The sequence below is a fragment of the Paenibacillus sp. FSL H7-0714 genome (assembly GCF_038003765.1).
Taxonomy (GTDB): Bacteria; Bacillota; Bacilli; order Paenibacillales; family Paenibacillaceae; genus Paenibacillus_AQ.
The window spans coordinates 3,711,211-3,724,168 of record NZ_JBBOPT010000001.1 but is presented as its reverse complement, the minus strand read 5'-3'; the positions used below and the strand labels follow the sequence as shown (position 1 = coordinate 3,724,168).

The 12,958-nt window shown below is 42.4% G+C and carries 10 protein-coding genes; all 10 read right to left on the bottom strand.

Annotation, left to right across the window (positions count from 1 at the left end; translation table 11 throughout):
• Positions 1-48: 48 nt before the first annotated feature.
• Entirely contained in the window at positions 49-1,257 is a 1,209-nt protein-coding gene (locus NST34_RS16425) for a GDSL-type esterase/lipase family protein (protein WP_341128298.1), read from the bottom strand.
• A 17-nt stretch (positions 1,258-1,274) separates the two neighbouring features.
• A complete protein-coding gene (locus NST34_RS16420) occupies positions 1,275-3,506 on the bottom strand; it encodes an FAD-dependent oxidoreductase (RefSeq protein WP_076299843.1) in 2,232 nt (743 codons plus the stop codon).
• Between the two features lie 84 nt (positions 3,507-3,590).
• Positions 3,591-5,213 carry a response regulator transcription factor gene (locus tag NST34_RS16415; protein WP_076283683.1) on the bottom strand — a complete coding sequence of 541 codons (1,623 nt, stop codon included), beginning with the start codon at positions 5,211-5,213 and terminating at the stop codon, positions 3,591-3,593.
• Complete coding sequence (locus NST34_RS16410) at positions 5,213-6,952, bottom strand: sensor histidine kinase (RefSeq protein WP_341128297.1); 1,740 nt, start codon at positions 6,950-6,952, stop codon at positions 5,213-5,215. Before NST34_RS16410 ends, NST34_RS16415 begins: the two co-directional genes overlap by 1 nt.
• 288 nt (positions 6,953-7,240) lie before the next feature.
• Positions 7,241-8,827, bottom strand: coding sequence for an extracellular solute-binding protein (locus tag NST34_RS16405; protein ID WP_076283685.1), 1,587 nt, complete (start codon positions 8,825-8,827; stop codon positions 7,241-7,243).
• Between the two features lie 66 nt (positions 8,828-8,893).
• On the bottom strand, positions 8,894-9,763 hold the full coding sequence (locus NST34_RS16400) for a carbohydrate ABC transporter permease (RefSeq protein ID WP_341128296.1): 870 nt from the start codon (positions 9,761-9,763) through the stop codon (positions 8,894-8,896).
• A 13-nt stretch (positions 9,764-9,776) separates the two neighbouring features.
• A complete protein-coding gene (locus NST34_RS16395) occupies positions 9,777-10,724 on the bottom strand; it encodes an ABC transporter permease (RefSeq protein WP_042188436.1) in 948 nt (315 codons plus the stop codon).
• Between the two features lie 350 nt (positions 10,725-11,074).
• Complete coding sequence (locus NST34_RS16390; protein ID WP_231573272.1) at positions 11,075-11,224, bottom strand: hypothetical protein; 150 nt, start codon at positions 11,222-11,224, stop codon at positions 11,075-11,077.
• Positions 11,225-11,242: 18 nt separating this feature from the next.
• Positions 11,243-11,824 carry a TetR/AcrR family transcriptional regulator gene (locus NST34_RS16385; protein WP_076283687.1) on the bottom strand — a complete coding sequence of 194 codons (582 nt, stop codon included), beginning with the start codon at positions 11,822-11,824 and terminating at the stop codon, positions 11,243-11,245.
• A gap of 92 nt (positions 11,825-11,916) precedes the next feature.
• Positions 11,917-12,927 carry a fumarylacetoacetate hydrolase family protein gene (locus NST34_RS16380; RefSeq protein ID WP_340969691.1) on the bottom strand — a complete coding sequence of 337 codons (1,011 nt, stop codon included), beginning with the start codon at positions 12,925-12,927 and terminating at the stop codon, positions 11,917-11,919.
• Positions 12,928-12,958: the final 31 nt, after the last annotated feature.

The window sequence follows — 12,958 nt, the reverse complement described above, 5'->3', positions numbered from 1 at the left end:
AGTCAGTTATGATGTAGGTCTACCAATTGTACAAAGCCTAATGATTAATTATAATGGCGGCTGCACTAATAACAACTTCCCAAGCTGAATCACCGTTTGATCATACCAATCTGGATGCTGCCTAACGTGCTCTCTACTTCGTTCATTGCCGCATGCCTCAAACACGGCCGCTTTGTCTGTCTTCTCGGTATCGATTTCAAAGCGAACCGTATGTTTTCCATTCGGGAGCTCCGGCAAGAATACATACTGATTTCGATTATGATCGTTGTGTAGTGTGAATCGATCGATAATAAAGGGTTCCCCACCATCCACCGACACCTTCAATCTGCCAGAATCAGGCCCCCCGATATCGAATAACCCGATATGGGTGCCCTCGAACTGCACCGTGATAGCCTCTCCAGGATCGACTGCTCGCCATAGGCCGGGGAACAACCAATTGTACTCGCGCACTAAAGCAAAATCATCGGGCGTCATGTAAGACCATCCTGCGGAAAAAGTAGTAAGACTATCCAGTGACAGCATGGTCGCATACTCCCAAGGATTAGCCGGAACCAACGGATTCTGAGGTAAGTGATGTACTAACCTTCCCTGATGACCTCTGAGTTCGATAATTACCTCAAATGACCGGGTGATCGTATCCGTGTAAATCTGGTGTCCTTCGGGAATAGTCGGATGGATCGAATCATGCGTAAAAACAACTGCTCCAGAAATGGACACGTCTTCCCTTGAGGTAAAAACGAGTTTTCCCTCCGACACCAAGTGACTGACCGCTACGCCCAGATGAATCGAAGGAATACCATAATAGTCGGCCACTTCCTCTTGCATTAGAGCCCCCTTCTGGTATTCCCCAGACTGAAATAAGGCCACATCCCGCTCCTTCAGCGTATAAACGAACAGGATATCGGTAAACCGGCTCCGCTTGCGGATCTGACGGACAATCCCTTCGATCCGCGCCTTGGATTCGGGATCTCCGCCATCGTTACCGACAAATTCAACAAATACTAGATCAGGCCGATGACGCAGTACATCTGTCTCCAAACGTGCACAGCCCAAATCCGATCCTGTTCCATTAATGCCTGCATTCACAGAGCGGATATCAGCCTTAGGGTATTTCTCACGAAGCCAATCCGCTGTCATAACCCTGTAGCCTTCAGAACGGGTATTACTGCCGCCGAAATAGACGATTGTTACGGTATCCCCATTTTCCAATTTCTGAATTATATTGGGGAGCCCATTACGCGGGAATAATTCCTTCATCGTTACTTCACCTGACCTCATTTATCAATTTTAGGAGCAAACAATTTTACTGCAAACACTTCAAAATAAGGCGAACCATACGTTGCGCAGAAATTAATCCGGATTCGGGTTACATGTTTCGCATCCACCTTATGTTTATTCAACGTGAGATAATTCCCACGAGTTATGATTGTCCTCTCGGTTCCGTCTTCTAAGGTCAAGGTCATATCATAATCTTGGATAAGGGACTCGATCGGGTCGTTGAAATGCTCCAAATCCAACTGTGAATTGAAAACAAGATGGATTTCGTCTACATTTTTGGGGCTTGCAAAACAGAATTCCAACCATTCCTGTTCTTCCGTACGTTCAGAAATCCAGCCGTTCGGTAGACCATAAGGTCTGGAGAAGCCGTTGACGACATTCTCGGGATTATACATACTCTGGGACGGTAACAGATCCTTGAAGCAAATGCTCTTATTGAATTTCTTCAGCCTGGACGGCTCTTCCGGCCTATAATGGAAGCTGACCGCTCCTGTTATTTTTTCTTCATTGCCGTAGACGGCAAGGCTCGCCGTACCTTCCAATACGATGTAGATTTTGTCGTCAGCCGGTTTCTTGCAGCCCAAATTTAGCGTAATCCAGTCGTCATGACCGGCTGCAATATCCAAGCGGTAATCTTTCAACTCGCTGGTGGGAATGTAGTTTTCCTTCCGTTCCCCGGCAAACAGCTTTACATGCAAAGTTTCCGAATGCTCGGACCTATTTTTAATTTTGATCCGTACACTTTCAGCCACGGATGTCTGAATCGGCAAGACCAAACATAACCCTTTCTCCAAGGGAATCTCTTCAGTTGGATGAAGATTATCATAGCTGCGCTGAGACGAGGCACGAATAGTTAATCCGTCAGCGAAGTAAAGATTCAATTCCTCTTGAAGCCCTACAATCGTTTGGCCATCTCGAAGCAGCAGCGCCTGCAGCTCCTCCATATGAGATTCGACTATGGCCGCAGGGTCTATCTCATATTTCAAGCATAACGAAGCTGCCGTTCCAACCGCCTGCCCCATACAACCGCAGGTTGCCATTACCCTAGTAGATCCGAAAGCCACATGGGTAGCACTTATATTGCGACCAGCGAACATGAGATTAGGAATATTTCGTGAATATAAACTGCGGAAAGGGATATTGTACAATCCAGGCACGAAATTCCATGCTGTAGCTGGCCCCTCATCGTAGATGCCCTTATTCGCATGTAAATCCATATACCATCCACCGACGGATACAGCATCTTCGAAATGCGGCTTTGCTGTAAGATCGTTCTGAGACAACATGTGGTCCCCTATGAACCGCCTCGACTCCCGCTTTCCAGGAATCGGGCATACATAATCCAAGATGAGATTGTCTACATCATCAAATTCGCCGCTATTTTTGATATAATCCCAAATCCCGTACACCAATTTCCGCAGTTCCAATGCGATGTCTTCATTATTCTTGATAATATCCATATGTCCACCGTATTCCAGCCACCACAATCCGCCAAGCCCATTGATTTTTCTTGGTAAAGCCCGATGGTTTAAGCCTTTTCTGATACTATCGAAAAAAGCCAACTTCGTAATATCATACGCAAAGCCAGGCCTTTTGAATGGAACGGAATATTCTACGTCACGGGCTTGAAACAGGATCGTATCGCCCATGGTGTAATGGTCCGCCACTTCAGGAGCCAATTCTTCCATGTATTCATGCTTCGCTTCTCTCCCCCAGCGGAAGAGAGCACCTGCTTGAAATCCGACAACTCCATCTCCGGAGCAATCAATGTAGGTTCGGCTTTCGAAACGAAATTTTCTTTCGGAAGCCAATTGAAGGCCCTCCACCCATTTAATTCTGCCGTTCTCCATGCCCGTTTCATGCACGCATGTATTCAGAAATAGAGAAATGTTAGGCTCAGCATAAACCATATCCAACAAGACCGTATCCGAAAGCGAAAGCATAAGCTTCTTGTTGTATAACGGATTATAGTGAAAAATCTTCAACTTGAGTTCTTCCACCAATCCGCCCTCGCGTGCATAATAGGATGGACTGTTTCCGAGATATGCTGACCCGTTGATATGAACCCGGACCTCGCTGCTCGCATTTCCTCCAAGAACCGGCCGATCATTAATAAGTGAAACCTTCAGCCCTTGGCGTGCGGCAGCAATGGCAGCGCATATCCCAGCAATACCTCCGCCTACGACGGTTACATCTGCTTTAATAAGCTCCATTTTGATAACCTCCATGATTAGATCCTTCTATCATGGTAAGCCTTTTGATGCCCTTTTTTTTACATGATTTCGCGAGAAATTTATACATTTTTTGCAACCTTATTTGGATTCATACCGTGTCATTTTTATCCGATATTGCTTAGGCGTATCACCCGTATATTCTTTAAATAATTTGCAAAAATAACCTTCATTCACAATTCCTACTTCCTCGCACAATTCCAATAAAGAATAATCCTGAACATTTAACAGCTCGAGAGCTAAGTGAATTTTTTTGCGGTTGATGTAGCTGATAACGCCCTCGTTCATTGTTTTTTTGAATAAGCTGCTAAAATACGATGGAGCTAAATTCACTTCCTCAGCAATCGCCTCCAGCGTTAATCTCTGTTTCAGGTTTTTCTCTATAAACCGCATAGCACTCATGATTTCTATACGATGTAAAAGTTGGCCAGCGTGTACATATTCGAAGGTGAAGTCGCCAATATAGGCAAGCTGCTCCCGAAATGTCATGAATTTTATGGGAAACTCTGATGCATCCGTGGTCAACGAGTTCCCCGATTTAAATTTCGCAGTAATGTCTCTGTACAAGCCTTGAAGCATAGGTGCCATGATGGACTTATGAATTTTATAATCCGTCACAAATTGGTTTAAAGCAGAGAGTTCTTTTTCCAGCTCTTCCTTGGAAACTTTCCTTTGTACCCATGTGAGAAAATCAGCCAGTTTCAGCTGAAAGTCCTCCTTTTTTTCATTACGGTAATGGAACCGATGCATGGGTGTTTTGACTACTTTCTCTTCATGATAATAGAAATCCTCACTCACGATATTAGCTTCCATGTATGCTTGTTTGATAGATTCCCAGCCTCGGTGCGGACCTCCAAAAGCGACGGATACCCTTTGATTCAAATATTGATGTAAATGGGAGACGATCTGACTACCCAATGAATGGCAAGCATATTCCGTGTCCATATCGCTGCGATTATTTTCCCAGGAAAGAAAGCCAATGAAACGATTATCGGATAGATCCGCTGCTACACCTCTGCCACCATTCACCACAGTTTCTTCGATTATATTCGTAATCGCATATTTCAAGATGTTTTGATCAGACGCTGAATAATCGTTTCGGAAACTTTCATACAAATTCATTTCAACAATGAAGCAGCAATAGTTGGCTTGAAAGAAATGGAATTGCATGCGATTGGCAAAATCCGATGCCCGATGAGAAGGAATTTCGCCTCTGATAAGCTCATTAAAAAATTGCTTGCGGACTCTATATTTATTTTCAAGTACGGATACGTTTAACGATTGAAATTCCGCTTCTTTTTTCTTAACCTCATTTAAAATCCCGGCTGCCTTATCTAAAGCACGATCTAAATCCTTTTCCCTGAGCGGAACCTTAACAATGTACTCCAAGACGTTGGCTTGAATAGCTCTCTGGGCGTATTCAAAGGATGAATAAGCGGTCAAAAGAATGTATTGGGTATGGGGAAGCTTTGGTTTTAGCTGCTCAATCATGGAAATTCCATCCATTCGCGGCATAACGATATCAGATATCACGATATCCGGCTTAAGCTTCTCTATCTCCTCTATCCCCTCCAGACCATTTTTTGCTTTTCCCACTAAATGAAATCGCTTATCCCTTTGGGAGAGCTCGTTAAAAAACAATTCCAATCTCTGAATGATTAGATCTTCATCGTCAACAATGAAGCAGGTGTAGTCTCTCACCATCATGCATCTCCTTTAAACGAGCCTGCTGGGAATAAGGCTTGAACACGGGTTATTTCCTTAGGTATGCTTATGATTTGAAGCCCGAATTGTTCTCCGTAGTGAAGTTTTATTCGGTCATGAATATTATTCAACCCGATTCTTTTCCTTTTCAATTCCACATCACTCGGTTCTGAAATCAAAATATGCTTTATTTTATCAGTTGGAATTCCCTCGCCTAGATCAACTACTTCTATGATGACGATGCCGCCCTCCCTGTACGCATGAATAGTAATAGGGCCTTCGATCCCCCCTCCGTTATAACCATGGAAGATACTATTCTCCACAAGGGGCTGCAGCAGCATTCGAAAAACTGGGAAATCTATTAAATCTGCTTCGATATTTTCAATCAAGTGGAAGTTCCTGTTATAGCGGATGTTCTGGATCGAGATATAGTCCGATACATTTTGTAATTCCTGACGCAGTGATACCTTCTCCGAAGCATCAGCTATCCCATATTCCAATATTGAAATGAGAGACTCGATCACCACATCTACTTTCTCTATTTGTCCGAGTCGTATGACATTGCTGATAGAACCAAGCGTGTTATACAGAAAATGAGGGTTTATTTGAGACTGAAGCACTTGGATTTCCAGCTTCCGCTCAAGTTCATTATGTAGCTCTGCTCCCCGTATCAGTTCCACAATTTGCTGAAGCATACGATCGAATGCTCGGGAGAGATCTCCAAACTCATCGTTTCGGTTAATCGATATTGTAGTTGTGAGGAGGCCTTGCTCCACCCGCTTCATTTTTGTTTTGAGCGCATAGAGAGGGGTCCTTATATATTTGGCAATAAAAAAGGAAATGAACAGACTTAAAAGAAGACCTGCAGCTAAAAGCCCGATATAATAGGTTTCCAATCTGGACAAAGCAGCTTTCAAGCGTGATTCATCGTTGATCGAGATGATGGTCCAGTTGAATTTCTCCGTCGGTTTTTTCAGAAGGGAGACTGGAATACCATCCTTGGTATGTAGTTGAAGGTTTGTTTCTGCAGTATCCAGAATTTGTTCCGCCGTCGTTTCACCGATTGAAAAAGTATGATCTTGAATATTCATGGGTCCTTTATTTTCCGAGAATCCGGCAATGATTTTTCCCGATGCGGTGATTAGAGCCAAATCCATTTGTTCTTTTTTATTAATCTTGAACAAGGTTTCTTCAATGGCATTTAGATCCAAATCTACAGCAATGGCCATAGGAAACGGAGCACTGTTCAGATATCGAACCATCGTAACTGTCCAGCCGGAATATTTAGATTTGTAAGGATCACTGACAAATGTAGTCCTTCTGTTCTTGTCAGCCGCATCAAACAAAGGTTCTCTTTCAGCTAAAGGTTCATCGAATATTCGGGTAGGTGTACTCCCGCCTAGAATGGATAAATCGCTTTTGATCAAATAAATATTACTGACGTAATTACTGTTGAGTTCATACAGCTCTCTTAATTGCTTTTTAATCACTTCTGTATTGTCAATGTTGGCTTTCACCGATGTTTCGACCGAGAACAGGATCGTCTGGAAAGAGGAAAAATTAACTGTGAAATACTGATCTACCTTGTCTAGTATTTGGTTGGTGTAATAAATGTCAGTTTTTCTTATTTCCTTTTGGACATAGTGATAAGACAATTGACTTATCAAGATTATGCAGCTTAATACAAATGCAAACACGATAAAAAATAATTTTAAAGGCAAGCTGATTCTTCTACGCATCTATCATCTTCCTTTTAAATCTCTATTAAACAAATAATATCATATGATAAGAAGAAACGCCTTCGGCGTCCTTTTTAAGGACGATAAGCGTTTCTTCGAAAAATAGAAGGATAAAGTATAAAGTAAAACTTATACTTTCTTATATTTCAATAAAGAGAGGGGCTATTTATAGCCTCTCTCTTTATTGAAAAGATAAGAATTTATATGCTTCGCGCATAAATGTTCCTTATCTTTCTCGCTGAAACGGTACCGTCCTTTAAAAGGACGGCGAAGCCGTTTCTACTTGATTTACTTGATTAAGCCCGCTTCTTTAAATTGCTTGATTACTGTGTCCTTATATTTCTGCATGTCAAACTTGGTATCCAACGTATTGAGGAAATTCTCCCAGTTAGAAAGAGGATCTTTGCCGGTCATAAATTTGACCAAACTTTCATTAATGAAACGTTGGCGGTCAGCTGCCAATGTATCGTTCGGGTCTTCAGTCAATAAATTCCCGGGCAAAGTAGGCGCCACGTATTTCTGATTGTTCTCAAAAGCTTCTGCCGTCTTAGGATTCTGGAAGCTGAAGTACTCAGCATCATCACCACGACGCGGCATTCTATAATGGTCAACCCATAGGTACTTTTCTTTCATTTCCTTTGATAATTCGGAGGTTTTATTCTTGATCTTGCCGTCCACTAAATCCCAATGAATTCCTTTAATTCCGTATGCAAAATTCGGATATGCTTCTTTGTCCGTAAAGAGATAATTCAGCATGGACAAGATCCGAATGATTTTGTCCTTATCCGCTTTCTTGGATATGGCCCATGAATTGCCTTGGAACGATTTTCTCTCTACAATTTGATCACCATAAGGACCTATCATTGGAGGAATAACGATCCATTCTGGCACCTCTCCACTGATTTCTTTCATTTTCTGCTGATAATCCGGTTCCAGCCTGCGTGCATCTCTTATCATGAAGCCAACTTTACCCTTAAATAACTTTTGGTCCAACAAATCGGGAGTATTCATTGTCACCCAGTCTGGATCTACAACTTTGGCTTCCATCATTTTATTGATATAAGCGAGCGCCTCTTTCATTTTTGGGTCGGTATACAAGAACACCGGTTCATTGTCTTTCACATCAATGGCTGATGGAGGATTGACGCCAAACATCCACATCAAACTATCGAAGCCGTAGGTTTGCAGATTGCCTTCTTTATTCATGCCGCCTATGAATCCGTAAGTATCGTTTTTGCCATTACCGTCCGGGTCTTTCTCTGTAAAGGCTTTCATAACTTCGAATAACTCGTCAGGTGTCGTTGGCACTTCCATATTCAGCTTTTTCAGCCAATCATTGCGAATGAAGAAGCTTCGACTGATACCATTTACATTATCATAACCTGGAACCCCAATGGTTTTTCCTTGATAGGACATCGCCTCCCAGGAGTCGTTGCTAAAACGTTTCTGTAATTCAGGAAATTGATCCAGATACGGTGTCAAATCCGCAAGAACGCCTTGGTCATAATATTGCGCGAGATCAGCCCGGCTTTTCAAGAAAATCAAATCTGGAATATCTCCTCCAGCAATGAGCGTATTTAATTTAGTCGTTGCTTGACCTGATTGAGGAATCATCATTTCCAAGTCGATATTTACTGCTTTCTCCAACATTTGGCGTTGGATATCTTCTTCACGGGGAGGAATCGGAGCAGCAGCATTGAAAGTGCCTTGGTTAAACATCGAAATTTTCAATTTTTTTTCAAAGGGACTAGACTGACCTTGTGAATTACCCGTAGCTGACGATGTAACCTCTTTTTTGTCCCCACATCCTGACAATACCGTTCCCACACCGACCATTGCTGTCAGAATAGCAAATGTAATCGCTTTACGTTGCATAATGACCTCTCCTTTGCTTCTATATTATCACGGTTTCCCCGTAACAACTCAGGTTGGAATTTCTTTTTAACCTTTAACAGATCCCAAGAGTACACCTTTGGTAAAATGCTTTTGCATAAATGGGTAAACGATCAAAATCGGAACTGTAGTCACGACAACTGCTGCCATTTGTATAGCGAACGTACTAACAGCTCCGGTATTGGCAAGCGAATCAGCACTTTGGGTTGCGACGTTAAGCAGGATGTTGCGCAAGATCACTTGAAGCGGTATTAAGTTGGAATCATTGATATAAACAATAGCATCGAAATAACTATTCCAATGCCCGACTGCGTAAAATAAGGAAATTGTGGAAAGGACGGGCAAGGACAAGGGTAAAATGATCCGCCATAACGACTGAAGCTCACTTGCACCGTCTACCCTCGCTGATTCCTCGATTTCAGCAGGCAATTGCTCGAAAAAGCCTTTAATGATCACCAGATTAAATGCACTAATGAGATTTGGAATAATCAATACCCATGGACTGTTTAGCAATCCCAGAGAGCGGACTAGTAAATAAGTCGGAATTAATCCTCCCCCAAACATCATGGTAAAGACAATGAATAGTAAAAATGGGCTTCGACCCGGCAAATATTTTTTGGATAACGGATATGCCGCTATTACCGTAAAGAACACATTGAGAGCAGTGCCTACTATCGTTCGAAACAATGTAATTTTATACGCCTGCCCGATACCATGAGAAATGAATACTTCTTTATAGGCTAGAAAGGTAAAGGTTTCAGGTATAATAACAATTCCTCTTCTTAACACTTCCGATTCTGGCGTCACTGAAACAGCAACCACATATAGAAAGGGTAGTAAGCAAAGTAGAGCTAGCAAAATAAGAATAAAATAAACGACTGCTTGCCAGACTTTTTCTCCGATTGTCAAATTGATCATATTGATAACCACCTCACCAAATTTGCCCATCGAATTTTTTGGCGAGCTTATTCGCTGCCAACACTAAAACAAATCCGATGACCGCTTTAAACAATCCCACAGCAGTAGCCAAGCCAATCTTAAGTCGCTCGAGCCCTTCACGGTATACCCATGTGTCGATAATGTCGATCTTCTCCTGATTAAAGCTGTTGGCAAACATGAATATTTGGTCAAAACCAGCATCCAGAATATGGCTTAATTTAAGGATCAGCATCAGAATCATCACACCTCGAATGCCGGGAAGTGTTACATGCCATAGCTGTCTCCATTTTGAAGCGCCATCAATTCTAGCTGCTTCATATAAGCTTGGATCGATTCCTGCTAATGCTGCAAGGTACAATATCGCTCCCCATCCAATATCCTTCCATATTTCAGATAAGATGATCAGCAGTCTGCCCCAGGCAGGTTCCGTTAGGAATGAGATTGGTTCAACTCCAGCTTCCTTCAAAATCATGTTAAAAAGACCATCCCCTGGGGCTAATAATGCCACCATCATTCCATAAACAATGACCCATGATAGAAAGTGGGGTAAATAAGTGATCGTTTGTACGATTTTCTTAAACCATTGGGTATAAACTTCATTGAGCAGCAAAGCAAGTATGATAGGAGCTGAGAAACCGAACAATAGCTTATACAGCGATATGATTATCGTATTTCTCATGATGTCCCAGAAATAAACGCCGTTCATAAAATCTGTAAAATTTCTAAATCCCACCCATGGACTATCCCATAGTCCCAATGCTAGGTTATAGTTTTTAAAAGCAATAATGATTCCCGCCATAGGAACGTATTTGAAAACGGCAAAGTAAAGTAATGCCGGGAACAAGAGAGCGTACATCACTTTATACTTTTTTATCGTTCTTATCCATGAATTTCGCTTTTTGGTGAGGGGAATGGCGTCCGCTGCCAATTTTGCTTGCATATCATCACCTCGTCTTTATTTATATTTGTATAATAGCATCCCACTACCCCAATAAATTTCTGTGATTTCAAGAATTTCTTATAAGATTTTAAGTAAGTACAGCCTTGGATAATTCCAATACAATAGGCATGATTGTCTTGATTTAAAGCTGTACAATAACTCTGACTCGAAAGTTTGAGTATAGACCAAATACAATCCTGAGGTCCCAAACAAAAAAAGCCCTAGAAAAAATTGGGCTTAATTTAATGAGACATGTTTTTTATATAATGCATCCACGTATTTTATTTTCCATTACTAAAAACTACATTCATGAGCAAAAAAGGCATCCTCCAGCGTGGAAGGATTACCTTTTACTTCTCCAATGTTCCATCTGCAACGATTGTTCCATGCTTAATAATCATCACATCATCAACCGTCGCTGCATGCTCTTCCATTAGATGAATGGATAGTAACACCGAGTTTCCAGCCTCAGCCCGTTCTCGTAAGTTTAGACTTCTCATTAAATAAATCAATAGTGCTTATGACTGAGCCAAAATTCCTTTAACAAACAATGAGACACTGTGCTTGTAGAACTCTTCCTCGGTGACGAGTTGGGATTGATATTGCCGGTGAATCAGCTCGCTCATCTGAAATCCGTAGCACATCGAGAGAAAAGACATTGCGACAAGACGCTCATCCTGTCTGGCTATAACTTTTTTATTCTGCAAGCGTTGAAAATATTCAACCAGCAAGGAGTGAAGCTTCGCCGGCGGATCGGCTAGCACTCTGTCTAATTCGGGAAGCATTCCTTTGTCGCGGATGCCAATCAAAATGATGTCCGCATTTTTATGGAAAAACATACGGTACTGCTGGCTTACATTCAGCAGATCAACTTCCGGATTATCGGTCGCGTCCTCTTTTAACAGCTTCTCAAATTGCGGGATATCCGAATGTCTTTCAATGATGGCTTCCAATATGCCTTGCTTGCTTCCAAATTGCCGAAAAATCGTAGATTCATTGACTTTAGCTTCCGTTGCAATGGCTTTGGTGCTTACTCCCCGATAGCCATTCTTTTTGATGAGCTGTGTCGCGGCTTCAATGATTCTGTCTGAAGTTTGCATTGTACTTCTCCTTTTGCATATGTTAATCCTATTCTACTACAAGTTTTGCATATGCAGCAGGGTCGGGGTTCATCATTTTGATAAACGTTTTTTTAAGGCAAATCACTTCTTTTTTCCCAGCGGCTTGGTTCCGTAATCTTGACATGATCAGGCACCAATTGCGTGAGCGTGCCTAATTTATCAAATGTAATCTGGATTCGGTCAGAGGGCAACAGCCATTCTTCGGTCTCGATTGCGCAGCAATCCGGTATCGTCCCCATTCCTATAATTGTGCCCGGGAGTGGCGTGAAAACTTTGAGAACCTCCTCCATCACTTTTGCAGGGTGTGCAGAATACTCGGATGTGCTTCCCTTCCAGTGCAGTCTCTCCCCGATGCGTACATCCACATCCAGTGCCAGCGGGTTGTCGATTTCATCCGGCGTTACCAGAAATGGTCCTATTCCTTTGCTGCGATCGAAATCTTTGCAGCGCGTCGGTCCGGTCATCGCCTGGAAATCCGGCCACTGCACATCGCGGACAGTACTGTCGTTAAAAATAACATAACCTGCAATGCAGTTCCCCTTCCCTGTAACAAAGGCCAGCTCCGGCTCGATATCCAGGTAGGAAGAGTACGAAGGCCAATGAATCGTATCCCCATCGCCAATTAATGCATTATGGTTACACTTATAATAACTGAAAGTTACTTTATTCAGATCTTGCTGGAATTTTTCGGAAATTTTACGTGTAAGCTCTTCTCTTTCCGGCCCTGTATATTCTCTTTGCAGCAGATTTACGCCAGCATTTCTCAGATGTCTTGGCGTCAGCCCGAAATCGATAAGCGCAGCCGGATTCGGAACCGGCGGTAGCAGGTTTACCGCTGCAATCGGGCTGATTTCATTTTCATTGAATTGATGCAACTGTTCGACAGCATATTGCATCATTTCCTTAGCGGCATCATAACTTGCCGGCAAATAATGAAGATAGCTGTCCATACTTTCAAGACTGTCAACGAATGTTCCCTGTTTTTTCATGATTGCGGCAAAAGACACGACAAATTTCTCGTTAATTACAAGCCCAAACAAAGGTTCCTGGGATATTTTGGTTTGAAAGGTTACTAGCTTCATGTTGCAGCGCCTCCATACATGTAGTGTGATG